Here is a 25,788-nt window from a genome sequence, read left to right on the forward strand (position 1 = left end):
CGCGTGGTCGGGGCCGCGCCGCCGGTGGCCGCCGCGGCAGCGCCGCCACGCCCGGTCCAGCCGCTGCCGCCGGCACGGGCAACCCCCGCGCCTGCGGCCACCACCGTGGTCTCGGCTCCGGCCGCGACCACCGTCTATGTCCCGGCCCGGCCGATGCTGACCGAGAAGAGCGGCCTGATCGACTTCGTGCTGTCCGACAGCTCCGGCCGGCCCGACGGCGTGATCCTGAAGGACAAGACGGTGATCCGCTTCTCCCCGGCCTTCGCCGCGGCGATGGACCCCGACCGCAGCCGCCTGGCCCCCGGCCGGCCGATCGTGGTGCGCGGCACCGTCTCGGGCGGCCGCAGGACCCCCGTGCTGAACGCGGTCGAGATGGGCACCGACATCTATTCGATGGTGACGCTCGGCTACTGACGGCACCAATTCGGTCTTGGAACCGTCGTTCCTTCTGGTGCAGGAATAGCCGCCCGCCGCGAAGGACAGGCACGATCCGGCGCGTCGGGGTGTCGATGGAATCCCGAAGCCGCCGGAACGGACCACAGGCCGGATGACCCAGGACCAGATCGCGATCGTCGGGCTTCTGGCCGTGGCCCTGGCCCTGTTCGTGTGGAATCGCATCCGCTTCGACCTGGTGGCGGTCGGGGCGCTGCTCGCCGCCGTTCTCCTGGGCCTGGTCGAGGCCGACGAAGCCTTCTCCGGCTTCGGCAACCCCGCCGTGATCACCGTGGCCGCGGTGCTGGTGATCGGCCGGGCCCTGGCCCTGTCCGGCGCGGTCGACCGGATGGTCGCGGCGCTGGCGCGCGTGGCGCGCGGCCGCTTCGCCCAGATGGCCGTGCTGTGCGGCTTCGGCGCCTTTCTCTCGGCCTTCATGAACAATGTCGGCGCGCTGGCGCTGGTGCTGCCGGTGGCGATCCAGGGCGCGCGCAGTGCCGGCTACTCGCCCTCCGCGATCCTGATGCCGCTGTCCTTCGCCACGCTTCTGGGCGGCACCGTCACGCTGATCGGCACGCCGCCGAACCTGCTGATCTCCGCCTTCCGGGAGCAGGCGCTGGGCGAGCCCTACCACCTGTTCGACTTCACGCCGGTCGGCCTGGTGCTGACCGTCGCCGGCCTGGCCTACATGCTGCTGCTCGGCTGGCGGCTGATCCCGGCCAGCCGGCACGGCCGCCGGGCCGAGGAGAGCTTCGAGATCAGCCGCTACGCCACCGAGGTCGAGATCACCGCGAAGTCGAAGATGGCCGGGCGCTCGGTGATGGCCTTCGAGGAGGCGCAGAAGGGCCGGATCGTCGTGCTCGGCATCGTCCGCGGGAAGCGCCGCGTCGCCGGGCTGATCCGGCTGGAGCGGCTGGAGCCCGGCGACCTGCTGATGGTCCAGGCCGAAACCCAAGCGCTGGAGCAGGCCCTCGGCGAAGGCGACATCGTGCTGGCGGCCGAGCACCCGCCGGAAACGGGGGGCCTCCGCGATCTCGTCACCGCCGAGGTGGTGGTGCCGACCAATGCCTGGATCCGGGGGGCCAGCCCGGCCGATCTCGATCTGCGCCGCCGCCACGGGGTCAACCTCCTGGCCGTCTCGCGTCACGGCCATACGGTGAAGCAGCGGCTGCGCGACCTAGCGATCGAGGCCGGCGACGTCCTGCTGCTGCAGGGCGACCCCGAGACCCTGCCGGACACGCTGCAGGCGCTGGGCTGTCTGCCGCTGGCCCAGCGCCGGCTGACCCTGCGCAGCCGCAACCTGTGGCTGCCGCTCGGCCTGTTCGTCGCCGCCATCGCCGCCACCGCGGCCGGCCTGCTCCCGGCCACCATCGCCTTCGCGCTGGCGGTGATGGGCATGCTGGCAGGCCGCGCCATCCCGCTGCGCGACCTTTACAGCACGATCGACTGGCCGATCGTGGTGCTGCTCGGCGCCATGATCCCGGTGGGCGGCGCGCTGGAGACCACGGGCACGGCGCAGCTTCTGGCCGACGGCATCGCCGCCCTGACCCAGGGCCTGCCGCCGCACATGATCCTGGCGGTGGTGCTGGCCGCGACCATGGCCGTCACCCCGATGCTGAACAACGCCGCGACGGTGGTGATCATGGCGCCGATCGTGATCGGCATCGCCCAGCAGCTGGGCCTCAGCCCCGACCCGTTCCTGATCGCCGTCGCGATCGGTGCCAGCTGCGACTTCCTGACCCCGTTCGGCCACCAGAACAACACCCTCATCATGGGGCCGGGCGGCTACGAGGTGTCGGACTTCTGGCGCGTCGGCCTGCCGCTCGACGCCATCATCATCATCGTCTCGGTCCTCCTGATCCCGATCGTCTGGCCCTTCGCCCCGTGACCCCGCCCTTGCCCCCTCTCCCGATCGATGCGGTGCTGCCGGATCTGCGCACGGCCCTGGCGGAGCGCGGCCGCGCCGTGCTGCAGGCGCCGCCCGGTGCCGGCAAGACCACGCGGGTGCCGCTGGCGCTGCTGGGACAGCCCTGGCTGGGCGGCGGCAAGGTCGTGATGCTGGAGCCGCGGCGGATCGCGGCCCGCGCCGCCGCCGGCCACATGGCGTCGCTGCTGGGCGAGAAGGTCGGCGACACCGTCGGCTACCGCATCCGCATGGACCGCAGGGTCGGCCCGAAGACCCGGATCGAGGTGGTGACCGAGGGCATCCTGACCCGGATGCTGCAGGACGATCCGGCGCTGGAGGGCGTCGGCGCCGTGATCTTCGACGAGTTCCACGAGCGCAGCCTGAACGCCGATCTCGGCCTGGCATTGGCGCTGGAGACGGCGGCGCTGCGCGAGGATCTGCGCCTCCTGGTGATGTCGGCGACGCTGGAAGGCGGGCCGGTGGCGCGGCTCTTGGGCGACGCGCCGATCGTCACCTCCGAAGGCCGCGCCTTCCCGGTCGAGACCCGCCACCTCCCACCCCGCCCCGGCGAGGCCATCGAGGATGCGGTGGCTCGGGCGGTGCGCGATGCGCTGGCGGAGGAAACGGGCAGCCTGCTGGTCTTCCTGCCCGGCGCGCGCGAGATCCGGCGGGTGCAGGCGAAGCTGGGCGGGCTGGGCGACGGAGTGATCGTGGCGCCGCTCTACGGCGACCTGCCGGCGGCGGCGCAGGACCAGGCGATCCGCCCGGCGCCGGCCGGCACCCGCAAGGTGGTGCTGGCGACCAATATCGCCGAGACCAGCCTGACCATCGAGGGCGTGCGGGTGGTGATCGACAGCGGCCTCGCCCGCGCGCCGCGCTTCGACCCGCGCACCGGCATGAGCCGGCTGGAGACGGTGACCATCGCCCGCGCCGCCGCCGACCAGCGCCGCGGCCGCGCCGGCCGCACCGAGCCCGGGGTGTGCTGGCGCCTGTGGGCCAGGGCCGGGGAGGGCGCCCTGGCGCCCTTCGACCCGCCCGAGATCCTGGTCGCCGACCTGGCGCCGCTGGCGCTGGAGCTGGCCCTATGGGGTGTGGGTGGCGGCGGCGACCTGGCCTGGCTGGACCCGCCGCCGGCCGCGGCGCTGGCCCAGGCGCGGGCGCTCCTGGCCGATCTCGGCGCCATCGATGCGAACGGCCGGCCCACAGCGCATGGCAAGGCGATGGCCCGGCTGCCGCTGCATCCGCGCCTGGCCCATATGGTGCTGTGCGCCAAGGCGGAGGGCATCGGCGGCGCGGCGGCGGATCTGGCGGCGATCCTGGAGGGCCGTCGGCCGTCCTCCGAGACCGATCTGCGCGCCTCGATGGAGGCGCTGCGGCATCATTCAAAGAATGGGGACCGCGGCGACCCGGCGGTCGCCCGGCTGCGCGAGGCGGCACGCGACATCGCAAGGCGCTTCGACCTCGGCACCGGCGGCGGGCCGGAGGACGCTGGCGGCCTGCTGGCGCTGGCCTATCCCGACCGCGTGGCGAAGCGCCGGGCGGGCGGGCGCGGCAGCTTCCTGCTGGCCAATGGCCGCGGCGCCGCGCTGCGGGAGGGCGACCCGCTGGCCGCAGCGGAGTATCTGGCCATCGCCGAGACCGACGATGCCGGGCGTGAGGCCCGCATCCTGGCCGCGGCGCCGCTGGACGAAGCGACGCTGGAGGCGGTGCTGGGCGACCGCATCGCCATGATCGACAGCGTCGCCTGGGACGCGGCGGAGCAGGCCGTGGCATCCCGCCGCCAGCGCCGGCTGGGGGCGCTGGTGCTGGCCGATGCGGCGCTGCCGAACCCGGATCCCGCAGCGGTGGCGGCGGCGCTGCTGGAGGGGGTGCGTCGCCTCGGCCTCGCCGCCCTGCCCTGGCGCGACGCCGCGGTGGCGCTGCGACAGCGGGTCGGCTTCGCCCGGGCGCTGGAGGGCGACGCCTGGCCCGACTGGTCGGACACGGCGCTGACGGAAACGTTGGAGGACTGGCTGGGGCCGCATCTGGCCGGGATGCGGCGGCGCAGCGATCTCGACCGGCTGGACCTCGCCCAGATCCTGTCGGCGGCGCTGGGCTGGGAGCGGCAGCGGGCGCTTGACGCCCTGGCGCCGGCGGCGATCCCGATCCCGAGCGGCCGGCGCGCCGCGCTCGACTATTCCGACCCGGCCCAGCCGGTGCTGGCGGTGAAGCTGCAGGAGATGTTCGGCCAGGCCGAGACGCCGCGCGTCGGCAACGGCAAGGTACCGGTCGCGATCCACCTGCTGTCGCCGGCCGGGCGGCCGCTGCAGGTGACGCGCGACCTTGCCGGCTTCTGGGCCGGCAGCTATGCCGAGGTGCGCCGCGACATGCGCGGCCGCTATCCGCGCCACCCCTGGCCGGACGATCCGCTGGCGGCCCCGGCCACCGCACGGGCCAAGCCGCGCGGCACCTGAGGCCACAGCGGCCCCGGCTATAACCGGCCCGTGAGGACCAGGATCAGCAGAACGATCACGATCACCCCGAGGATGCCGCTCGGGCCATAGCCCCAGCCGCTGCTGTAGGGCCAGGACGGGAAGGCGCCGATCAGCAGGATGATCAGGAGGATCAGCAGGATGGTTCCGAGGGTCATGACGGCGCTCCACGCCGTTGTTCGCGCTGATTCTCTCAATAGCGATCGAGAAATTTAAGTTCCTACCTCGTCCGAGTTGCGACCATTCGTCGAGCCCCGATCCCTTGCGCCGCCGGTCTGCCTCGGCCACAAGGACGGAACCTCCCGACACGGCGGCGACCATGGTTAGCCCGCATTTCTCGAACCCGTTGTGCCCTGCGCCGACGCCCCATGCCGACAGGGCAGGAGCCGCGCGCAGCGCGATGCGGGACATCGGGCAAGCGTGGCGACACACCCTGTCGGCATGGGGCGTCAGCCCGGAGGGTCGCCTTGCAGCGGCCGCCTGCGGGGGCGGGCCGCTCGACCGTATGGCCCGATACGCTCTTCGCGTCCCGCCCCCGCATCCGATTCGCTGCAAGGCGACGCAGGGCGCAAGGGGTTCTAGAAATGCGGGCTAGGCCCCAGGCCGAAGACGCGATCACCTCCCCGCCCCGGCGCGGCCCGGGGCTGCGCCGGCAGCTGCTGCGCCTGCATCTGTGGACCCGGCTGCGCAGCGCCGTGCGCGCCAACGACATCGCCCTGCCGCTGCTGGCCGTGGCGATCGGCGTGATCGTCGGCCTCGCCGTCGTCGCCCTGCGCTGGGCGCTGCAGATCGCGCATGAGCTGCTGTTCGACCTGCCGGGCGGTCAGCGCCTCAGCGCCAGCACCAGTACCGATCCGGTGCTGACCGTGCTGGTGCCGGTGCTGGGCGGCCTCTGCTTCGGGGCGGCGATGTGGGCGATCGGCCGCTGGCGGCCCCGCCCGCCGGTCGACCCGATTGAGGCCAACGCCCTCTATGGCGGCCGGATGTCGCTGCGCGACGGCTTCGTCGTCGCCGGCGCGACGCTGATGTCGAGCGGCGTCGGCGCCTCGGTCGGGATGGAGGCCGGCTATGCCCAGCTCGGTGGCGGCTTCGCCTCGCGCATCGGCCAGATCTTCCGGCTGCGCCGGGCCGATCTGCGCACCATGGTCGGCTGCGGCACCGCGGCCGCCATCGCCGCCGCCTTCGACGCGCCGCTGGCCGGCACCTTCTACGCCTTCGAGCTGATCATGGGCGCCTATACCGCGGCGACCCTGGCGCCGGTGGTGGCGGCGGCACTGGCGGCCACGGCGGTCTCGCGCGTGCTGCTGAACGAGGGTCCGTTCCTGACCGTGACCTGGACCACCGGCCTGCACGCCACCGACTACGCGCTCTTCGTCCTGGTTGGCCTGGCCTGTGCCGGCCTGGGCATCCTGATGATGCAGGGCGTCACCTGGACCGAGCGGGCGATGCGGCGCCTGTCCCTGCCGCAGGTGCTGCGCCCGGCCGTGGGCGGGCTGGTGGTCGGGCTGATGGCGCTGCGATTCCCGGAGGTGCTGAGCTCCGGCCACGGCGCGCTCTACGCCGATCTGACCCTGGCGCCGCCCCTCGCGGCGCTGGCCTTGCTGCTGGTCGCCAAGACCGCCGCGGCGGCGATCTCGCTCGGCGCCGGCTTCCGCGGCGGCCTGTTCTTCACCTCGCTGCTGACCGGGGCGCTGTTCGGCGGCATCCTGGCCCAGCTGACGGCCCTCGCCCTGCCCGGCCATCCGGTCGAGCATCTCGCCTATTCCCTGGTCGGCATGGCGTCGATGGCGGCGGCGGTGATCGGCGGACCGCTGACCATGACCTTCCTGGCGCTGGAGCTGAGCAGCGATTTCTCGGTCACCATCGGCGTCATGGTCGGGGTTGTGGTGGCCGCCGCGGTGGTGCGGCACCTGTTCGGCTATTCCTTCGCCACTTGGCGCTTCCATCTGCGCGGCGAGGCGATCCGCGGCGCCCAGGACATCGGCTGGATCCGCGACCTGACCGTCGCCCGGCTGATGCGGCGCGACGCCCGCAGCGTGCCGGAGACGACGACGGTGGCCGATTTCCGCCGGCAGTTCCCGGTCGGGTCGACCCAGCGCGTCTTCGTCACCGACGCCGCCGGCCGCGCCGCCGGGGTGGTGCCGGTGTCGGACGCGCACAGCGCCGATTACGACGCCGAGGCGGAGACGACCGAGATCGGCGCCCTGCGCCACGCCGCCGCCTACATGCTGCTGCCCGGCCAGACCATCCGCACGGCGCTGGAGCTGTTCCAGGCGGCGGAGACGGAGACCCTGCCGGTGGTCAGCGACGCGCAGGAGCGGCGGATCATCGGCTATGTCAGCGAGGCCTATGCCCTGCGCCGCTACAACGAGGAGCTGGAGCGGCGCCGGGCCGAGGACACCGGCGAGCGCTGGTTCCGGTCGACGGAGTGAGGCGCCACGTCCCGGGTGGAATTCGGCCGCAACGGACGGCTCGGCCATTTCCGCCCCCGCCGGTAGAATGGCGGCCGCGCATGACGAAAGCCGAAGCATGATGTCCGATCTGTTCGACAGCCTTCCCGCCCCGGGACCGGCCGAAGAGGCGCTGGCCGAAGGCGCGGTGCTGCTGCGCGGCTTTGCCCGCGGCCGGGCCGAGGCGCTGGTCGCGGCGGTGCGGGCGGTCGAGGCCCAGGCGCCGTTCCGCCACCTGGTCACGCCCGGGGGTTACCGCATGTCGGTGGCGATGACCAATTGCGGCCGGGTCGGCTGGGTCAGCGACCGCAGCGGCTACCGCTACGACCCGATCGATCCGATCGGCGGCCGGCCTTGGCCGGAGATGCCGGAGATCTTCGCCGAGCTGGCCAACGCCGCCTCGGTCAGGGCCGGCTTCGGCCCCTTTGCGCCCGACGCCTGCCTGATCAACCGCTACGAGCCCGGCACCAAGCTGTCGCTGCACCAGGACCGGGACGAGCGCGACATCGGCGCGCCGATCGTCTCGGTCTCGCTGGGCCTGCCCGCGACCTTCCTGTTCGGCGGGCTCAAGCGCAGCGACCCGACCCGCCGGGTGCGGGTGGAGCATGGCGACGTCGCCGTCTGGGGCGGCCCGGCACGGCTGGCCTTCCACGGCGTGGCGCCGCTGCCCGACGGCAGCCATGCGCTGCTCGGCCGGCAGCGGATAAACCTGACCTTTCGGAAGGCCCTCTGATGCCGCTATGAACAGAGGACGCTGAGATCCACAGGCGACAAGGGGCAGGAGACGATGAAGGAAACCTGGCGCTGGTTCGGTCCGGACGACCCGGTGACGCTGGATCATGTCAAGCAGGCGGGCGCGAGCGGCATCGTCACCGCCCTGCACCACCGCCAGGACGGCAGCGTGTGGCCAGAGGCCGAGATCGCCGAGCGCCGCGCGGTGATCGAGCGCGCAGGCCTGGTCTGGTCGGTGGTCGAGAGCATCCCGCTGCCCGACGTGATCAAGACTGGCGGCGCCGGCGCGGCCGAGGCGATCGCCCATTTCTCCCAGTCGCTGCGCAACGTCGCCAAGGCCGGGGTGAAGACCGTCTGCTACAACTTCATGCCGGTGGTCGACTGGACCCGCACCAACCTGATGTGGCGGCTGCCCACCACCGGCTACGCCCTGCGGTTCGACGCGGTCGACATGGCCGCCTATGACGCCTTCATCCTGAAGCGCAAGGGCGCCGAGGCCGACCACAAGCCCGAGGTGCTGGCCCGCGCCCGCGACCGCGTGGCGGCGATGAGCGAGAGCGAGCGTGCCGAGCTGGAGAAGACCATCATCGCCGGGCTGCCGGGCGTCGCCGGCGCGGTGAACGACCGGGCTGGGTTCGAGCGCCGCCTCGCCCTCTATGACGGCATCACCGCCGACGACTTCCGGGCGAACTACAAGGCCTTCCTCTCCGCCGTCGTGCCGGTGGCGGAGGAGGTCGGCGCCCGCCTCGCCGTCCACCCGGACGACCCGCCCTTCCCACTGTTCGGCCTGCCGCGCATCGTCTCCACCCCGGCCGACGCCCGCGCCATCCTGGCCATGGTCGACCGCCCGGCGAATGGGCTGACGCTCTGCGTCGGCTCCTACGGCTCGCGGCCCGACAACGACCTGGCGGCGATGGCGCGGGAATTCGCGCCGCGCATCCATTTCGCCCATCTGCGCAACGTCACGGTCGAGCCCGACGGCTCCTTCTTCGAGGACGAGCATCTCGAGGGCGGCGCCGACATGGTGGCGATCATCGACGCGCTGATGGCGGAGGAGCGGACGCGCAAGGCGGCGGGGCGCGAGGACTGGGAGATCCCGATGCGGCCCGACCACGGCCATCTCCTGGCCGACGACGTTCACAAGAAGACCAACCCCGGCTATTCGCTGATCGGCCGGCTGAAGGGGCTGGCCGAGCTGCGCGGCGTGGCCCGGGCCATCAGCCAGCTGCGCACATGACGGACACTGTCGACGCCGTCGTCGTCGGCGCCGGGGTGGTCGGCCTGGCCGTCGCCCGGGCGCTGGCCCTGGCCGGGCAGGAGGTGATCATCCTGGAGGCGGCGGACGCCTTCGGCACCGAGACCTCGGCCCGCAACAGCGAGGTGATCCACGCCGGCATCTACTACCCGCAGGGCAGCCTGAAGGCCCGGCACTGCGTCGCCGGCCGGCGGGCCCTTTACCGCTACTGCGAGGAGCACGGTGTCACCTATCGCCGCTGCGGCAAGCTGATCGTCGCCACCGACGAGGCCGAGGCGGCGACGCTGGCCCGGATCGAGGCATCCGCCCGGGCCAACGGCCTGACCGGTGAGGATGACGCGCTGCGGCCGCTGACGGCCGACGAGGCGCATGCGCTGGAGCCGGAGGTCGCCTGCACCGCGGCGCTGTTCTCGCCCTCGACCGGCATCGTCGACAGCCACGGGATGATGCTGTCGCTGCTCGGCGACGCCGAGGCGCGTGGCGCGATGATCGCGTATCACAGCCGGCTGGAGGCCGCTTCGGTCACGCCCGACGGGCTGCATCTCGAGATCGCGACCGAAGACGGGGGTATGGAGCTGCTGGCCCGCCGAGTGGTGAACTCGGCCGGCCTGTCGGCGCCGGCCGTCGCCCGCCGCATCGCCGGGGTGCCGGAGGCATCGGTGCCGCAGCCCTACCTGGCCAAGGGCAACTATTTCGGCCTGTCCGGCCGGCCGCCCTTCCGCCACCTGGTCTATCCGGTGCCGGTGCCCGGCGGCCTCGGCACCCACGCTACGATCGACCTGGCCGGCCGGGTGCGCTTCGGCCCGGACGTGGAATGGGTCGACACGCTGGACTACCGGGTCGACCCGGCGCGGGGCGACAGCTTCTACGCCGCGATCCGCCGCTACTGGCCGGCGCTGCCGGACGGGGCGCTGCAGCCGGACTATTCCGGCATCCGCCCGAAGATCACCCCGCCCGGCGCCGTCGCTGCGGATTTCGTGATCCAGGGGCCGGAGGGGCATGGCGTGCCCGGCCTGGTCAACCTGTTCGGCATCGAGAGCCCGGGCCTGACCTCCTGCCTCTCGATCGCGGAGGAGGTGGTGGAGCGGCTGGGGCTCCAACGCGGTTAATGGAGAGGCCCCGCCCCCTCACCCGAAATCGCTGACGCGATTTCGACCTCTCCCCAAGGAGAGGTGTTGGGCCGCGGCTCATATTCCCCTCTCCTCGGGGAGAGGGAGGGGCCCGCCGCTTGCGGCGGGAGGGTGAGGGGGAGAGCCTAGGCCGCCATCCGCGCTGCACGCTGAAACTTCGCCGGGGTCACGCCATAGGCGCCCTTGAAGCGGCGGGTCAGATGCGCCTGGTCGGTGAAGCCGGTGGCGGCCGCCACCTGGGCCGGCGCCTCGCCCGTGGCCAGGAGGCGCTTGGCCCGCTCCAGCCGGATCCAGCGCAGATAGGTCGCGGGCGGGGCGCCGTAGCGCCGGGCGAAGGCCCGGGACATGTGGAAGCGGCTCAGCCCCGCCACGGCGGCGAGGTCGTCCACGGTGACGTCCTCGCCGAGATGGGCATGGAGATGCTCCCGAACCCGCGCCAGGGCGGCATCGCCCGGGTGGTCCAGGGACGGCGTCGGCGCCCCGGCCAGGCGGCGGGCCAGCGCCACCACCATCGCCGCCAACGCCTCAGACCGCGCCAGGGTCGCGCCCGGCTCGGCGAAGGCGTCGACGGCGCGGGCGATCAGCGCCGCGAGCGTCGGGTCCTCGGACAAGATGGCCGGAAAGCCCAGCGCCCAGGGCAGGCGGATGCCGGCATCGTCCAGCACGGCCGCCACCGTCCCCGGCTCGACGTAGAGCATGCGGTAGAGGAAGCCCTCGGCATTGGTCGCATGCCCGTCATGGATCTCCGTCGGGTTGAAGGTGATGACCGATCCCGGGCGGGTGCGGTGCGTGGCGCCGCGGCAATAAAAGCTCTGCGACCCCGCCTCGGTCAGGCCGATGGCGTAGGTCTCATGCGCGTGCCGTTCGTAGCAATGGGCGGTGAAATGGGCGCGGAACCGCTCGACGCCGAAGCGCTGGTCCAGCCCGACCGTGACCCATTCGTCGCTGTCCATGGCGCCATGTTAGGCCGCCCCGGCCGCCGTCGCCACAGCACGATCGTACAAGCCGGTCCGCAGCCTCGTCCCTAGCATCCAGCCGGTCACCAGGAGGAAGCATGCGGTTCGACACCAAGATCACCGTCGTCCTGCGCGAGGACCTGCCGGTGTGGCAGAAGCTGAACGTCACCGCCTTCACCGTCGCCGGTCTCGCCGGCACCAGGCCGGAGCTGATCGGCGAGCCCTACCGGGACGGCTCGGGCAACCTGTACCTGCCGATGTTCCGCCAGCCGGTGCTGATCTTCGCCGGCCCGGCCGAGGCGCTGAAGGCGGCGCATGCCCGGGCCCTGGCCCGCAACTTGCGGATGGCGATCTACACCGCCGATCTCTTCGCCACCGGTTACGACGAGGCCAACCGCGCCGCGGTGAAGGCGGTTCCGGCCGAGGCGCTGGACCTGGTCGGCTTCGCCCTGCACGAGGAGCGGAAGGATATCGACAAGGTCCTGAAGGGCCTGTCGCTGCATCCGTGACGGCCATCGCCGAAGCCGGACCGTCAGCTCCAATACGCATCAGCGCGACGGATGACGCGCAGCCATGCCTGCGCGGCGTCGAATGAGAGCGATCGCTGCTTCAGGCTCTGCGTCGTGTCGCCGGCTGTCTGCAGATGGTGCAGCAGGGCGCCCGACAAGGCGTTCGAGGCGCCGGCGAGCCAATAGGCGGCCCGGATATGCGGCAGCAGCCGATCGTCCATGCCGTAGGCCGTCAGATAGCTGCGCAGGAGGGCATCGTGACGGCGGCGGACCTCGGGCTCCCAGAAGCTCAGCGACTGGAGCCAGGAGCCGACATCTTCGAGCGGCGACCCGATCCGGGCCCGAGCCCAGTCGAGAAGGACGGGCTGATCGGCGCGCTGGTGCCGGCGGACGACGGCGTTTCCAGGGTGGACGTCGCCATGGATCGGGCGCGCCTGGAAGTACCGCTCCGATCGGAGCTGCGACCGGAGCTTGTCCCGGGCGCGCACGATGCGATCCGTCGCCGGAAGGGCCCGCGCGAGCATCGAAAGATCCGCATCCTGCCGGCAGCGATCGAGCGCATCTCTCGTTTCCACCGCGAGATCGCGATGCTCCGCCTCATAGTCCCAGTCGCGGACGCTTTCCGGTGCCTCTGCCGCCTTGTGGTGGAACTCCGCCAGCTGGGCCAGCAGTTTCCGGCCGGTCGCGAGGTCGCGCCAGGCCCATGCGCTGACCCGCCGGATCCGCTCCAGATACAGCAGAGTGAGATCCGGGGACGGCCGGTCGACGGCCAGGAGGCGCGGCGACATATGAGCGGCGTGGGCCGACACCAGGCGTTCGTAGATCAACGCCTCGCGGACGGGCCGCCCGGTGAGCTGCTTGACCACGAATCGCGTGGTTTGAGAGCGCCCTCCATGGTCGCGGTACCGGGCTGTGACCAGTGCGACCGCAGTCGCCTCCAGGCCGCCGTGGAGCGGCTTGATCTCGATGGCTGCATCCCGGCCCGGTCCACCCGCCATCGACTCCAGCACGCGGCGGATCGATCCGTTGACGTGGTGAGGTTCCATCGCCGCACGGTCGCAATGATCCGGAGTTCCTTCCAGGATAATCGAAAGCTGCTGCTGCGCACGTTCGAGACGATCCGCGTCCCTAATCCTCCCCGCCCGCATCGGGCGGCGTGCCGAGGCTCGAGACACGGGTGTCGAGCTTGCGCAGCAGGTGCCGCAGCATCTCGCGCTCGCCCGGCTCGAAAGCCGCCATCAGCTCGGCCTCGATCTCCTGCGCCAGCGGCACGATGGCGTCATAGACCCGGCGGCCGGCCGGGGTGAAGTCGAGCTGGATCAGCCGCTGGTCGGCCGGATGGGTGCCGCGGCTGAGATAGCCGGCCGCGATCAGCCGGCTGACCGCCCGGCTGACCTTGGCCTTGTCCATCGCCGTGCGCTCGCAGATCTGGTTCGAGGACAGGGGCGCGTAGCGGCCGACCATCGCCATCACCCGCCATTCCGGGATGCTGAGCCCGAAGGTGTCGGCGTAGCGCCGGGCGAAGGTGCGGCTGACCCGGTTGCTGACCACCGACAGCTCATAGGGCAGGAACGCTTCCAGATCGAAGCCCGCCGCCGTTCGCACCGCCTGGTCCCGCATCGTCCGGCCTCCCCGCCGCTTGACATTCGTTTCATATGAAACGAGATTGGCTGCCCATCAAGACGGGCCCGCCCGACCATACGCGAGGGCGCGGGCGCGGCAAGCCCGGTGCTGGGCGGACGCCCGGGCGACCAGACCAAAGAACGAGGGGAGGATCCATGGCCCAGACGACCTCGATCGCGGAGCGCGTGCGCCTGCTGTTCGCCAGCGCCGTCGGCACCATCATCGAATGGTACGACTTCTTCATCTTCGCCTTTTGCGCCACGCTGGTGTTCGACCGGGCCTTCTTCCCGACCGAGGATCCGCTGGCCGGGGTGCTGCTGAGCCTCGGCACCTTCGCTATCGGCTTCCTGGCCCGGCCGCTGGGCGGCATCCTGTTCGGCGCGCTCGGCGACCGGATCGGCCGCAAGAACGCCCTCGTGGTCAGCCTCTTGATGATGGGTGCCGCCACCTTCGCCATGGGTCTCTTGCCGACCTACGCCGCGGCCGGGGTGCTGGCGCCGATCCTGCTGGTGACGCTGCGCGTCCTGCAGGGCATCGCCGTCGGCGGCGAGGCCACCGGCGCCCTCTTGATCGTCGCCGAATCCATGCCGGGCAAGCGGCGCGGCTTCTGGACCAGCTTCCCGATGATCGGCGGCCCGGCCGCCAACGTCCTGGCGGCGGCCACCATCGGCGTCCTCACCGCGCAGTTCGGCGAGGCTGCCTTCGCCGACTGGGCCTGGCGCCTGCCCTTCCTGTTCTCGATCGTGCTGGTGCTGCTCGGCCTGTGGGTGCGGCGGCGGGTCGAGGAATCGCCGGTCTTCGCCGAGCTGGCGGCGCAGCGCCGCCAGGTGCCGGCGGCGCCGCTGGCCGAGGCCGTCCGCAGCCACTGGCGGCCGATGGGCCAGGTGTTCCTGGTGAAGGCGGCGGAGAACACGCTGTTCTACCTGTTCACCACCTTCTTCCTGGTGCTGGTGGTCAAGTTCCTCGGCCTCGCCCGCGGCGTCGGGTCGGACGCGCTGTTCTGGGGCTCGATCCTGGAGGTCGCGGTGATCATGGCAGCGGCCTATGTCTCGGACGTCGTGGGGCGGCGGCCGGTGATGCTGCTGGGCCTCATCGGCGGCATCGCCGCCGGCGTCCTGCTGTTCACCCTGCCGCAAGGGGCCGCGCCGGAGACGGTGCTGCAGGTGACGCTGCTGACCCTGACCTGCCACGGCATCATCGTCGGCAGCATGTCGGCCTACTTCACTGAGCTGTTCCCGACCCGGGTGCGCTACACCGCGATGTCGGTCAGCTACCAGGTTGCCTCGGTGGTCGGCGGGTCGGTCGCGCCGCTGATCGGCACGCTGCTGCTGGACTGGACCGGCACGCCGCAGGCGGTCGCCGTCTATGCCGCGCTGATGGCGGTGCCGGCGATCCTGTGCGTGCTGCTGTCGCGCGAGACCCGCGGCGCGGACCTGGCGGCGGTGGAGGAGGATGCCGGCCGCCCTGCGCTACAGGCGTTGCGCCAGCCGCGTTAGCCGGCATCTACAGCGCCCGCGCCCGATCCCGCAGCACGAATTTCTGGATCTTGCCGGTCGAGGTCTTGGGCAGCTCGCCGAACACCACCGTCTTCGGGCATTTGAAATGCGCCAGGTGCTGGCGGCAGAAGGCGATGATCTCTTCCGCCGTCGCCTCTGCCCCTGGCCGCAGCGTGACGAAGGCGCAGGGCGTCTCGCCCCACTTCTCGTCCGGCCGCGCCACCACCGCCGCCTCCAGCACCGCCGGGTGGCGGTACAGCACGCCCTCGACCTCGATGGTCGAGATGTTCTCGCCGCCGGAGATGATGATGTCCTTCGACCGGTCCTTCAGCTCGATATAGCCGTCCGGGTGCATGACGCCGAGGTCGCCGGTGTGGAACCAGCCGCCGGCGAAGGCCTTCTCGGTCGCCGCCGGGTTCTTCAGATACCCCTTCATGGTGATGTTGCCGCGCATGAACACCTCGCCCAGCGTCTGCCCGTCCGCCGGCACCGGGACGAGGGTTTCAGGGTCGGCCACCATCAGCCCTTCCTGCACCACATAGGGCAGGCCCTGGCGCGACTGCAGCCGGGCCTGCTCCTCGGCCGGCAGCGAGTCCCATTCCGGCTTCCAGTCGCAGACCACGGCCGGGCCGTAGACCTCGGTCAGGCCGTAGACATGGGTGACCTTGATGCCGAGCCGGGCCATGCCTTCCAGCACCGCCGCCGGCGGGGGCGAGGCCGCGGTCATCATCTGCACGGCCTGCGGGAAGTCGCGCCGCTCCTCGGCCGGGGCGTTCAGCAGCATGCTCATGACGATCGGCGCGCCGCAGAGATGGGTGACGCCGTGCTCAGCGATGGCGGCGTAGATCTCGCGCGCCGCCACCCGGCGCAGGCAGACATGGGTGCCGGCCATGGCCGTGATCGTCCAGGGGAAGCACCAGCCGTTGCAATGGAACATCGGCAAGGTCCAGAGATAGACCGGGTGGTGCGGCATGCCCCAGGTGACGACGTTGCCGAGCGCGTTGAGATAGGCGCCGCGGTGATGGGTGACCACGCCCTTCGGGTCGCCGGTGGTGCCGGAGGTGTAGCCGAGCGCGATCGCGTCCCACTCGTCGCCGGGCCTCACGCCTTGGTAGGCCGGGTCGCCCTCGGCCAGCAGCTCCTCATAGGTCAGGCCGCCGATCGGCTCGCCCGTCACCGCAGGATCGACGATGTCGACCACCAGCGGCGGCGCCTCCAGCTGCGCCAGCGCCGCCTTCACCACCGCGGCGTATTCGCGGTCGGCCAGCAGGATCCGGGTCTCGGAATGGCGCAGCTGGAAGGCGATGGCCGCGGCGTCGAGCCGGATGTTGAGGGCGCAGAGCACGGCGCCGGCCATCGGCACGCCAAAGGTCGCCTCGAAGGCCTCCGGCACGTTCGGCGCCATCACCGCCAGCGTGTCGTTCTTGCCGATGCCGCGACGGGACAGGGCCGAGGCCAGGCGGTGGCAGCGCTCCGCCGTCTCGCGCCAGCTGCGTTTCACGTCGCCATAGATCACGGCGGTTCGGTCCGGATGGGCCAGCGCGGTGCGGCCGAGGAAGGAGATCGGCGTCAGCGGCACGTAATTGGCCGGGTTGCGGTCGAGATCGGTGTCGTAGGCGTGCGGCATCGGTTGGGACTCCCTGTCCGGCATATTCTGGCACCGCCCCGGCCCGGGCGGAAAGCGGGACAGCCCCTCGCGCCGACGGCGCGGCGGCGCTAGGCTTCGCAAAACACGGGAGGAACGCCATGGGAGCCTATGCCGAGGCCTATCGCCGCGCGCTCGACGATCCCGAGGGGTTCTGGGGCGAGGCCGCCGCCGCGATCGACTGGGACCGGCGCTGGGACCGGGTGCTGGACGATGGCAGCGCCCCCTTCTTCCGCTGGTTCTCCGGCGGCCGGCTCAACACCTGTTTCAACGCGCTCGACCGCCACGTCGCCGCCGGCCATGGCGACCGCATCGCCCTGATCTATGACAGCCCGGTCACCGGCGCGGTGCGGCGCTTCACCTATGCCGAGCTGAACGACCGCGTCGCCCGCTTCGCCGGCGTGCTGCGCGGCCTCGGCGTCGGTCCGGGCGACCGGGTGGTGATCTACATGCCGATGGTGCCGGAGGCGGCGATCGCCATGCTGGCCTGCGCCCGGCTGGGCGCCGTTCATTCCGTGGTGTTCGGCGGCTTCGCCGCGCCCGAGCTGGCGGCGCGGATCGACGATTGCGAGCCGAGGCTGGTCGTCTCCGCCTCCTGCGGCATCGAGGTCAGCCGCATCGTCGCCTACAAGCCGCTGCTCGACGCCGCCCTTGGGCTGGCAAAGCACAAGGTGCCGGCCACGGTGATCCTGCAGCGGCCGCAATGCGAGGCGGCGATGACCGCCGGCCGCGATAACGACTGGGCGGCGCTGGAGGCGGCGGCCCAGCCGGCGGCCTGCGTGCCGGTGGCGGCGACCGACCCGCTCTACATCCTCTACACCTCCGGCACCACCGGCCAGCCCAAGGGCATCGTCCGCGACCAGGGCGGCCACGCCGTGGCCCTGGCCTGGAGCATGGGCGCGATCTACGGCGTGAAGCCCGGCGAGGTGATGTGGACCGCCTCCGACGTGGGCTGGGTGGTCGGCCACTCCTACATCGTCTACGGGCCGCTGCTGGCCGGCTGCACCACGGTTCTGTACGAGGGCAAGCCGGTCGGCACGCCCGATGCCGGCGCTTATTGGCGGGTGATCGAGCAGCACGGCGTCTCGGTGCTGTTCACGGCGCCGACCGCCTTCCGCGCCATCAAGCGCGAGGATCCGGACGGCCGACTGCTGGCCGGCCGTGACCTGTCCGGGTTCCGTGCCCTGTTCCTGGCCGGGGAACGCTGCGACCCCGACACGCTGGGCTGGGCCGAGCGGCTGCTGAAGGCGCCGGTGATCGACCATTGGTGGCAGACCGAGACCGGCTGGCCGATCTGCGCCGACCCGCTGGGGCTGGAGGCGATGCCGGTCAAGCCCGGCTCTCCGACCAAGCCGATGCCGGGCTGGGATGTGCGGGTGCTGGGGCCGGACGGGCAGGAGGCGCCGCGCGGCGAGATCGGCGCGCTGGCCTGTCGGCTGCCGATGCCGCCCGGCGCCGCGCCGACGCTGTGGCGGGCCGATGCGCGGTTCCGCAGCGCCTATCTCGAGGACTATCCGGGCTTCTACAAGACCGGCGACGCCGGGCTGATCGACGAGGACGGCTATGTCTTCGTCATGAGCCGCGTCGACGACGTCATCAACGTCGCCGGCCACCGGCTGTCGACCGGGCAGATCGAGGAGGTGCTGGCGGGCCATCCCGACGTCGCCGAATGCGCCGTGATCGGGGCAGCGGACGATCTCAAGGGCCAGGTGCCGCTGGGCTTCCTGGTGCTGAAGGCTGGGGTGACCCGCCCGCACGAGGTCATCGCGGCCGAGGCGGTGCAGCGGGTGCGCGACAGCATCGGACCGGTCGCGGCCTTCAAGACGGCGATGATCGTCGACCGCTTGCCGAAGACCCGCTCGGGCAAGATCCTGCGCGGCACCATGGCGAGAATCGCCGATTCGCTTCCCGTCGCCGTGCCGGCGACGATCGACGATCCGGCGATTCTCGACGAAATTCGCGCGACCTTGCGGCGATCGGGTTATGATCGCGGGTAACGTTCCCGTTTCCACCCGGTCTAAGCCCGAAACGGCAAGCCCTCAGAAATATTACATTTTTAAGATCATTTAGCGCGGTTGCGATTCAGCCCATACCATCAGATGCCCGGCGAACACCTGAAAACCCTTCAAAACAAAGGCTTTTTCTGACCCAAACGAGTGCTTGACGCCGCGGCAAAATGGCTCTTATCGTCGCGCAATGCTCGAGTTGAGCAGGCGAGGCTTCAAAAAACGAGGGCCGCGGAAAGCGGCCCTCTTTTTTGTCTTCCCGGCTCGGGAATCGGGGCGCTGCCGGCCATGGCGGCGCCCCGTCCGAACCCGTCAGGCGGCGATCTGCTTCGGCGCCTCGGCCTGGCCGACGGCGATCTTCACGGTTCGGGGCTTCTGCGCCTCCGGCACCTCGCGGACCAGATCGATGTTCAGCAGGCCGTTCACCAGCGTCGCGCCGGTGACCTTGATGTAGTCGGCGAGCTGGAAGCGCCGCTCAAAGGCCCGGCCGGCGATGCCGCGATGCAGGAAGATCCGGTTCTTGTCTTCCTCGTCGGCGGTCGACTTGGCGCGGACGATCAGGCTGTTCTCGGAGGTCACGACCTCCAGGTCGTCCTCCCCGAAGCCTGCCACCGCCATGGTGATGCGGTAGGCGTCCTCGCCGGTCTTCTCGATGTTGTAGGGCGGGTAGGACGGCGCCGCGGTGTCGAACTGCAGCGCGGAATCGAGCAGCCGCGACATGCGGTCGATGCCGATGGTCGAGCGGAACAGCGGGGACAGGTCAAGACTGCGCATGGATATCCTCCATATGAGCGATACCTGGGCGGCGCACCGGATGGTCGCGCCGTGGTTTGCGGGCGTGGCGGCCCCGGCTGGGCACCGCCACGCCGTACGATCTGGGAAGGACTGTCGGCCGGTTCAAGAGCCCCGGCCGTTGCGGTCCGTCGGGCTTACTGAGCGGTCCAACCACCGTCGACCGACACGCTCGTGCCGGTGATCTGGTCGGCCGCGGCCGAGCACAGGAAGGCGACGGTGCCGCCGAGCTGCTCCGGCGTCACGAAGGTCATCGAGGGCTGCTTCTCGCCCAACAGCTGCCGCGCCGCCTCCTCCTGGCTGATGCCCTTCTCCGCCGCGATCGCGCTGATCTGCTTCTCCACCAGCGGGGTGCGGACCCAGCCGGGGCAGACCGCGTTGCAGGTGACGCCGGTGCCCGCCGTCTCCAGCCCGACCACCTTGGTCAGCCCGACGAGGCCGTGCTTGGCCGCGACATAGGCCGCCTTGTGGGCCGAGGCGACGAGGCCGTGGGCGGAGGCGATATTGATGATCCGGCCCCAGCCCTGCTTCTTCATCTGCGGCACCGCGGCGGCAATGCCGTGGAACGCGGCCGACAGGTTGATCGCCAGGATCGCGTCCCACTTCTCGGCCGGGAACTCCTCGACCGGGGCGGTGAACTGGATGCCGGCGTTGTTCACCAGGATGTCGACCCGGCCGAGCCTCTCGACCGTCGCCGCCACCAGGCCGCGCACCGCGTCGCCCTTCGACATGTCGGCGCCGTCATAGACCGCGCGCACCCCGTGCTCGCGCTCGATGCCGCTGCGAATCGCCTCGATCTCCGCGGCGTCGCCGAAGCCGTTCAGCACGATGTCGGCGCCCTGGCCGGTCAGCACCTTGGCGATGCCGAGGCCGATGCCGCTGGTCGATCCGGTGACGATCGCAACCTTGCCCTTCAACATGGGTCCGTTCCTTGCGATGACGGGTGGGGAAGTCTTCGAGGGCGTTCCGGGTCCCTAGCGCTTGAACAGCGCATCCGCCGCGGATTTGTGGCTCTGCTTGCCGGCGATCACGCCGCGGGCGCGGGCGATCTCGGCTTCCAGCTCGGCGATGTACTCTTCGAGCTCGGCGACCGAGAGGCTGTCGAGCGGCTTCGGCTGCACCTTGCGCTGGCGCGGTTCGAGGTCCTCTGGATCCATCGCCCATCTCCTTCGGCTGCGGATGGACAATCCTCGCGGGCGGCGCGAGGATCGGCAAGCCCGGAGCGCGATACGCCCGGGTCCTCCGCAGCGTCGGGCGACCTTAGGCCGCTCCATCCCACCACCGGATGACGGCCGCGTGACAATTCGGCCATGATCCGGCCCACCCGAAGACAGGGCGAGAGCCGATGACCAGCGTCCTTCCCGAGACCATGACCGCGATCGCGATCGAGGCCCCCGGCGGGCCCGAGGTGCTGAAGCCGGGCCTGCAGCCATGCCCGGTGCCGGCCATGGACGAGATCCTGATCAAGGTCGAAGCCGCCGGGGTGAACCGGCCCGACGTGCTGCAGCGCCGCGGCATGTACGCGCCGCCGCCGGGCGCCAGCCCGCTGCCGGGGCTCGAGGTCGCCGGCACCGTCGCCGCGGTCGGGCCCGAGGTCGCCGGCTGGGGGGTCGGCGACCCGGTCTGCGCCCTGGTCGCCGGCGGCGGCTACGCCGAATACTGCGTCGCCCCGGCGCCGCAATGCCTGCCGATCCCGAAGGGCCTGTCCGCGGCCGAGGCGGCAGGCCTGCCCGAGACCTTCTTCACCGTCTGGACCAATGTGTTCGAGCGCGGCCGGCTGCAGACCGGCGAGCGCTTCCTGGTGCATGGCGGGTCGAGCGGCATCGGCACCACCGCGATCCAGCTGGCCAAGGCCTGGGGCGCCATCGTCTTCGCCACCGCCGGCAGCGCCGAGAAGTGCCGCGCCTGCCGCGATCTCGGCGCCGATGTCGCGATCGACTATCGCGAGCAGGACTTCCTGGCCGTGGTCAGGGAGAAGACCGGCGGCCGCGGCGTCGACCTGATCCTCGACATGGTCGGCGGCGATTACGTCGCCCGCAACATCGAGGCGCTGGCGGTGGACGGCCGGCAGGTCAGCATCGCCTTCCTCAAGGGCTCGAAGGTCGAGATCGACCTGCAGAAGGTGATGGCCAAGCGGCTGACGCTGACCGGGTCGACCCTGCGGCCGCGCAGCGTCGCCGAGAAAGGCGCCATCGCCTCGGCGCTGAAGGCCGAGGTCTGGCCGCTGATCGAGGCCGGGCGGATTCGGCCGGTGCTGCACGCCACCTTCCCGCTGGCGCAGGCGGCGGAGGCGCATGCGCTGATGGAATCGAGCGCCCATGTCGGCAAGATCGTACTCCTCGCTTGACTTGAGCGCGCGACATCCCTAGGTCGAGCACCGTGGGCGGCGCCGCGCCGACCCCGCTCCCCTCCCTTACGCGCGAGTGCGAGAGGACAGGTCGGCCGCTCCGGCCGGTCGCGGCGGGATCGCTTTGCGCAGAGGAGACCGAGAAGGATGACCAAACAACCGCTGATGCCGAAGGCGACCGCTGTCTGGCTTGTCGAGAACACGTCGCTGAGCTTCGAGCAGATCGCCGCCTTCTGCGGCCTGCATGAGCTGGAGATCCGGGCGATCGCCGACGGCGAGGTCGCGATCGGCATGGTCGGGCTGGACCCGATCGTCAACGGCCAGCTGACCCAGGCTGAAATCGACCGCTGCCAGGCCGATCCGAACGCCCGGTTGCGGATGGCGGTGTCCGACATCCCACAGCCCGTCGTCCGCGCCAAGGGTCCGCGCTACACCCCGGTGACCAAGCGCGGCGACAAGCCAGATGCCATCGCCTATCTGCTGAAGGAGCATCCGGAGCTGTCGGACGCCCAGATCTGCAAGCTGATCGGCACCACCAAGCCGACCATCCAGGCGATCCGCGACAAGACCCATTGGAATTCGCCGAACCTGAAGCCCCGCAGCCCGGTGATGCTGGGCCTGTGCTCCTATGCGGAGCTGGATGCTGCCCTGACCAAGGCCCGCGCCAATCTGCCGCCGGGCGCGGTGCCGACCCCGACCGTCAGCTTCGACGAGGAGGCCGAGGAAGCCCAGGAGGACTGAGGCGCGACTCGGGAGCACCGATGTCAAAAGGGCGGCGCCCCCCGGCACCGCCCTTTAGGATTCCGAAAACCGTGGTCTCTCCGTCAAGCGTGGCCCAGACGGGCCATCTCATCCTTGAGTCTCAGCTTTTCCTTTTTCAACCGCACGATCTCGAGCTCGTCGGGTTGGGGGCGGTGGATCGCCTCTTCCAACGTGCGATCCAGGGCGGCGTGCTTTGTCCGAAGCGCTTCGATACGCTCTGCAACAGCCATCTCTCGCTCCTCTGTTGAAAGCTGGACGTTGGTTCAGCCCCTCCTTTGTCTGATATGTTACGCCCCGGTGGCGGCTGCAAGTCAACGCGGCTTCTATTCCTGTTCCGGGGCGAGACAATTGGTCGCCCCTGCAATAATCCTGCCTCGGACGTGAAATTTCCTTAACGGACTTGATTCCGCCTTCCCGCACCGCTTCGCTCGGTTCACCTTGTGCGGTGCACAACAGCGAGGATGCAGTGCGATGGATCGCGAGACCGTCCGGCGGACCGCTTTCGCCATGCCGCTGACCAGCCCGGCCTTCCCGCCCGGGCCCTACCGCTTCGTCGACCGGCAGTATTTCATCATCCGCTACCGCACCGACCCTGAGGCGCTGCGCCGGGTGGTGCCGGAGCCGCTGGAGATCGTCGAGCCGGTGGTGAATTACGAGTTCATCCGCATGCCGGATTCGACCGGCTTCGGCGACTACACCGAGAGCGGCCAGGTGATCCCGGTGCGCTGGCAGGGCCAGACCGGCGGCTACACCCACCAGATGTTCCTGAACGACCATCCGCCGATCGCCGGCGGGCGCGAGCTGTGGGGCTTCCCGAAGAAGCTGGCGCAGCCGACGCTGGCGGTCGAGACCGACACGCTGGTCGGCACGCTGAACTACGGCTCGGTCCGCATCGCCACCGGCACCATGGGCTACAAGCACCGCACCCTGGACCTGGCAGCCGAGGCCAGGAGCCTGGCGGCGCCGAACTTCCTCCTGAAGATCATCCCGCATGTCGACGGCAGCCCGCGGATCTGCGAGCTGGTGCGCTACTACCTCGAGGATGTGACCGTGAGGGGCGCCTGGACCGGCCCCGCGGCGCTCGACTTGTATCCGCACGCCCTGGCCCCGGTGGCCGAGCTGCCGGTGCTGGAGGTGCTGTCGGCCAAGCATCTCGTCGCCGACCTGACGCTCGGCCTCGGCACCGTGGTGCACGACTATCTCGCCTGAGCGCCGCCGTGGTGCGGTGGACCGCACCCCAACCTATAGTTTGGGGCCGGACATCCGGCCCCGGGGAGACACGGGATGCGTGGCGTGAAACGCAAGCAGGCGCGCAGCGCCCCGGGGCGGATCGAACTGCCGCCCTACGACGTCGTCGCCCTGGTGCTGCAGGGCGGCGGCGCGCTCGGCGCCTACCAGGCCGGGGTCTACGAAGGGCTGCACGAGGCCGGCATCCGGCCGGGCTGGCTGGCCGGGATCTCGATCGGCGCGCTCAACACCGCGATCATCGCCGGATCGCCCGAAGCCGAGCGGGTGGACCGCCTGCGCGAGTTCTGGGAGACGATCTGCGCCGCCCCGGTCGAGTGGCCGGCGGCCGAAGGCCTGGCGGACGCGCTGCCCTTCGCCTTCGACCTGCGCTCGGTGCACAACGCCGCCGCGGCGATGCGGGCGCTGTTCCAGGGGCAGCCCGGCTTCTTCAAGCCGCGCTTCCCGCCGCCCTATCTCTCGCCCTTCGCCGGCGACGCCGCCACCAGCTTCTACGACACCAGCCCGCTGCGCGAGACGCTGGAGCGGCTGGTCGATTTCGACCGGCTGAACTCCGGCGAGATCCGGGTCAGCGTCGGCGCGGTCAATGTCCGCAGCGGCAACTTCGTCTATTTCGACACGGCGGAGCGGCGGCTGGGACCGGAGCATTTCATGGCCTCGGGCGCGCTGCCGCCCGGCTTCCCGGCGGTCGAGATCGACGGCGAATACTACTGGGACGGGGGCGTGGTCTCGAACACGCCCCTGTCCTATGTGCTGTCGACCGAGCCGCGGCGCGACACGCTGGCCTTCCAGGTCGATCTGTGGTCGGCCAAGGGCAGGCTGCCGGACGATCTGATGGAGGTCAGCAGCCGGCAGAAGGACATCCAGTATTCCAGCCGCACCCGCGCCATCACCACCTACATGCTGCAGATGCAGAAGATGCGCCAGGCGCTGCAGCGGGTGCTGGACCGGCTGCCGGAGGCGGCCGAGCAGGACCCGGAGATGCAGGCGATCGCCGAGCTGGCCTGCCACCGCGCCTACAACATCGTGCACCTGATCTACCAGTCGAAGGCCTATGAGGGCCATTCCAAGGACTATGAGTTCGGCCTGGACGCGATGCGCGAGCACTGGCAGAGCGGCCTCGACGACATCCGCCGCACTTTGGCCGATCCGCGCCGGCTGGACCGGCCGCCGCCGGAGGTCGGCGTGGTCACCCACGACGTGCACCGGGAGGACCGGTAGCCGGCCCGAGACCGGCATTGTGGATGCCCCCGCATTCGCGATAATGCCGGGACAGAGAGCGGGGGATGCGATGGAGGGACGGGTCGCGGCGCTGTGGCGCTATCCGGTCAGCTCGCTCGGCGGCGAGGCCCTGGACGCCTGCGCCGTCGACGCGACCGGCCTGGCCGGCGACCGGGCCTGGGGCCTGGCCGATGGGGACAGCGGCGAGACCGCCTTCCCGGAGACCAAGCGCCGCTGGCGGCCGGCGCCGCAGATCCGGGCCCGCACCACCGCCGACGGGCTACGGCTGGACTTCCCGGATGGGCGCAGCCTGCCGGCCGAAGCTTCCGGCGACGCCCTGGCTGCCCATTTCGGCTTCCCGGTGGCGCTGCGCCCGCATGCCGCCGATGCGGCCGAGACGGCGACCGCCGGCCCGCTCAAGCCGCGCTACGAGCGCCACCCCATCCATCTGGTAACGACGGCATCGCTGGCGGCGCTGCGGGAGATCCTGCCGGGCAGCGCTATCGACGAGCGCCGGTTCCGGCCGAACCTCGTGCTCGACCTGCCGGGGGCGGAGGGCTTCGTCGAGACCGGCTGGACCGGCCGGCTGATGGCGATCGGCGACGTCCGCATCCGCATCGTCGAGCGTTGCGTGCGCTGCGCCTTCACCACCCTGGCCCAGGGCGACCTGCCGCTCGATCCCGCGGTGCTGATGGCGATCGCCAAGCGCAACGCCACCCATTTCGGCGTGCTGTGCACGGTCGAGACGCCGGGCGGGATCCGGGTCGGGGATGCGGTACGGGTGCTGGGCTAGGCTCGAAGCCCGACCGC

General features: G+C 71.1%; 24 protein-coding genes. 15 read left to right on the forward strand and 9 right to left on the reverse strand.

Annotated features, from left to right (window positions below; all coding sequences use genetic code 11):
- The 3 genes from KXR53_RS23800 to hrpB form a co-directional block, all read left to right on the forward strand.
- A partial coding sequence (locus tag KXR53_RS23800) for a hypothetical protein (RefSeq protein ID WP_437377769.1) occupies positions 1 to 414 on the forward strand: 414 nt, incomplete at its 5' end.
- Positions 415 to 547: 133 nt separating this feature from the next.
- Positions 548 to 2,320, forward strand: a complete 1,773-nt coding sequence (locus tag KXR53_RS23805; protein ID WP_437377770.1) for an SLC13 family permease — start codon at positions 548 to 550, stop codon at positions 2,318 to 2,320.
- An 8-nt stretch (positions 2,321 to 2,328) separates the two neighbouring features.
- Positions 2,329 to 4,791: an ATP-dependent helicase HrpB gene (hrpB, locus tag KXR53_RS23810; RefSeq protein ID WP_437377771.1), complete on the forward strand. Its 2,463-nt coding sequence runs from the start codon at positions 2,329 to 2,331 to the stop codon at positions 4,789 to 4,791.
- A gap of 17 nt (positions 4,792 to 4,808) precedes the next feature.
- On the opposite strand, the gene KXR53_RS23815 is transcribed toward hrpB, so the two are convergent.
- Entirely contained in the window at positions 4,809 to 4,967 is a 159-nt protein-coding gene (locus tag KXR53_RS23815) for a DUF3309 family protein (protein WP_437377772.1), read from the reverse strand.
- A 426-nt stretch (positions 4,968 to 5,393) separates the two neighbouring features.
- Here KXR53_RS23815 and KXR53_RS23820 point away from each other — a divergent pair, with 426 nt between their 5' ends.
- The 4 genes from KXR53_RS23820 to KXR53_RS23835 all read left to right on the forward strand — a co-directional run bounded on the left by KXR53_RS23820 (position 5,394) and on the right by KXR53_RS23835 (position 10,355).
- A complete protein-coding gene (locus KXR53_RS23820) occupies positions 5,394 to 7,241 on the forward strand; it encodes a chloride channel protein (RefSeq protein WP_437377773.1) in 1,848 nt (615 codons plus the stop codon).
- Positions 7,242 to 7,338: 97 nt separating this feature from the next.
- Positions 7,339 to 7,992, forward strand: coding sequence for a DNA oxidative demethylase AlkB (alkB, locus tag KXR53_RS23825; protein WP_437377774.1), 654 nt, complete (start codon positions 7,339 to 7,341; stop codon positions 7,990 to 7,992).
- A gap of 54 nt (positions 7,993 to 8,046) precedes the next feature.
- Positions 8,047 to 9,228: a mannonate dehydratase gene (gene uxuA, locus KXR53_RS23830; protein ID WP_437377775.1), complete on the forward strand. Its 1,182-nt coding sequence runs from the start codon at positions 8,047 to 8,049 to the stop codon at positions 9,226 to 9,228.
- On the forward strand, positions 9,225 to 10,355 hold the full coding sequence (locus tag KXR53_RS23835) for an NAD(P)/FAD-dependent oxidoreductase (protein WP_437377776.1): 1,131 nt from the start codon (positions 9,225 to 9,227) through the stop codon (positions 10,353 to 10,355). Before uxuA ends, KXR53_RS23835 begins: the two co-directional genes overlap by 4 nt.
- A 146-nt stretch (positions 10,356 to 10,501) precedes the next feature.
- Here KXR53_RS23835 and KXR53_RS23840 read toward each other — a convergent pair whose 3' ends face one another.
- Entirely contained in the window at positions 10,502 to 11,329 is an 828-nt protein-coding gene (locus KXR53_RS23840; protein WP_437377777.1) for an AraC family ligand binding domain-containing protein, read from the reverse strand.
- Between the two features lie 101 nt (positions 11,330 to 11,430).
- Here KXR53_RS23840 and KXR53_RS23845 point away from each other — a divergent pair, with 101 nt between their 5' ends.
- The gene (locus KXR53_RS23845) at positions 11,431 to 11,841 is read left to right on the forward strand and encodes a DUF2000 family protein (protein WP_437377778.1); all 411 of its coding nucleotides are present in this window, start codon (positions 11,431 to 11,433) and stop codon (positions 11,839 to 11,841) included.
- A 23-nt stretch (positions 11,842 to 11,864) separates the two neighbouring features.
- On the opposite strand, the gene KXR53_RS23850 is transcribed toward KXR53_RS23845, so the two are convergent.
- The gene (locus tag KXR53_RS23850; RefSeq protein ID WP_437377779.1) at positions 11,865 to 12,887 is read right to left on the reverse strand and encodes a phosphotransferase; all 1,023 of its coding nucleotides are present in this window, start codon (positions 12,885 to 12,887) and stop codon (positions 11,865 to 11,867) included.
- 82 nt (positions 12,888 to 12,969) lie between these two features.
- The gene (locus KXR53_RS23855) at positions 12,970 to 13,461 is read right to left on the reverse strand and encodes a MarR family winged helix-turn-helix transcriptional regulator (protein WP_437377780.1); all 492 of its coding nucleotides are present in this window, start codon (positions 13,459 to 13,461) and stop codon (positions 12,970 to 12,972) included.
- Between the two features lie 158 nt (positions 13,462 to 13,619).
- Here KXR53_RS23855 and KXR53_RS23860 point away from each other — a divergent pair, with 158 nt between their 5' ends.
- The gene (locus KXR53_RS23860; RefSeq protein ID WP_437377781.1) at positions 13,620 to 14,960 is read left to right on the forward strand and encodes an MFS transporter; all 1,341 of its coding nucleotides are present in this window, start codon (positions 13,620 to 13,622) and stop codon (positions 14,958 to 14,960) included.
- 7 nt (positions 14,961 to 14,967) lie between these two features.
- Here the strand turns inward: KXR53_RS23860 and KXR53_RS23865 are convergent, their stop codons facing one another.
- Complete coding sequence (locus KXR53_RS23865; RefSeq protein ID WP_437377782.1) at positions 14,968 to 16,587, reverse strand: acyl-CoA synthetase; 1,620 nt, start codon at positions 16,585 to 16,587, stop codon at positions 14,968 to 14,970.
- Between the two features lie 119 nt (positions 16,588 to 16,706).
- Between KXR53_RS23865 and KXR53_RS23870 the strand changes: the two genes are divergently transcribed.
- Positions 16,707 to 18,602, forward strand: coding sequence for a propionyl-CoA synthetase (locus KXR53_RS23870; protein ID WP_437377783.1), 1,896 nt, complete (start codon positions 16,707 to 16,709; stop codon positions 18,600 to 18,602).
- A gap of 321 nt (positions 18,603 to 18,923) precedes the next feature.
- Here the strand turns inward: KXR53_RS23870 and KXR53_RS23875 are convergent, their stop codons facing one another.
- From KXR53_RS23875 to KXR53_RS23885, 3 genes are all read right to left on the reverse strand, one after another.
- Positions 18,924 to 19,385 carry an Hsp20 family protein gene (locus tag KXR53_RS23875; RefSeq protein ID WP_437377784.1) on the reverse strand — a complete coding sequence of 154 codons (462 nt, stop codon included), beginning with the start codon at positions 19,383 to 19,385 and terminating at the stop codon, positions 18,924 to 18,926.
- 155 nt (positions 19,386 to 19,540) lie between these two features.
- A complete protein-coding gene (locus tag KXR53_RS23880; protein WP_437377785.1) occupies positions 19,541 to 20,323 on the reverse strand; it encodes a 3-hydroxybutyrate dehydrogenase in 783 nt (260 codons plus the stop codon).
- A 54-nt stretch (positions 20,324 to 20,377) separates the two neighbouring features.
- Positions 20,378 to 20,560: a DUF1192 domain-containing protein gene (locus tag KXR53_RS23885; protein WP_437377786.1), complete on the reverse strand. Its 183-nt coding sequence runs from the start codon at positions 20,558 to 20,560 to the stop codon at positions 20,378 to 20,380.
- 188 nt (positions 20,561 to 20,748) lie between these two features.
- Between KXR53_RS23885 and KXR53_RS23890 the strand changes: the two genes are divergently transcribed.
- Positions 20,749 to 21,750, forward strand: a complete 1,002-nt coding sequence (locus KXR53_RS23890) for an NAD(P)H-quinone oxidoreductase (RefSeq protein ID WP_437377787.1) — start codon at positions 20,749 to 20,751, stop codon at positions 21,748 to 21,750.
- 147 nt (positions 21,751 to 21,897) lie between these two features.
- On the forward strand, positions 21,898 to 22,491 hold the full coding sequence (locus tag KXR53_RS23895) for a DUF1013 domain-containing protein (protein ID WP_437377788.1): 594 nt from the start codon (positions 21,898 to 21,900) through the stop codon (positions 22,489 to 22,491).
- Positions 22,492 to 22,574: 83 nt separating this feature from the next.
- Here KXR53_RS23895 and KXR53_RS23900 read toward each other — a convergent pair whose 3' ends face one another.
- A complete protein-coding gene (locus KXR53_RS23900) occupies positions 22,575 to 22,742 on the reverse strand; it encodes a YdcH family protein (protein WP_437377789.1) in 168 nt (55 codons plus the stop codon).
- Positions 22,743 to 22,983: 241 nt separating this feature from the next.
- Here KXR53_RS23900 and KXR53_RS23905 point away from each other — a divergent pair, with 241 nt between their 5' ends.
- The 3 genes from KXR53_RS23905 (at position 22,984) to KXR53_RS23915 (ending at position 25,771) form a co-directional block, all read left to right on the forward strand.
- Positions 22,984 to 23,721: an acetoacetate decarboxylase gene (locus tag KXR53_RS23905; RefSeq protein ID WP_437377790.1), complete on the forward strand. Its 738-nt coding sequence runs from the start codon at positions 22,984 to 22,986 to the stop codon at positions 23,719 to 23,721.
- Positions 23,722 to 23,796: 75 nt separating this feature from the next.
- Positions 23,797 to 24,978, forward strand: coding sequence for a DUF3734 domain-containing protein (locus KXR53_RS23910; RefSeq protein ID WP_437377791.1), 1,182 nt, complete (start codon positions 23,797 to 23,799; stop codon positions 24,976 to 24,978).
- A gap of 70 nt (positions 24,979 to 25,048) precedes the next feature.
- On the forward strand, positions 25,049 to 25,771 hold the full coding sequence (locus KXR53_RS23915; RefSeq protein WP_437377792.1) for an MOSC domain-containing protein: 723 nt from the start codon (positions 25,049 to 25,051) through the stop codon (positions 25,769 to 25,771).
- Positions 25,772 to 25,788: the final 17 nt, after the last annotated feature.

The organism is Inquilinus limosus, assembly GCF_051487185.1.
Taxonomy (GTDB): Bacteria; Pseudomonadota; Alphaproteobacteria; order DSM-16000; family Inquilinaceae; genus Inquilinus; species Inquilinus limosus_F.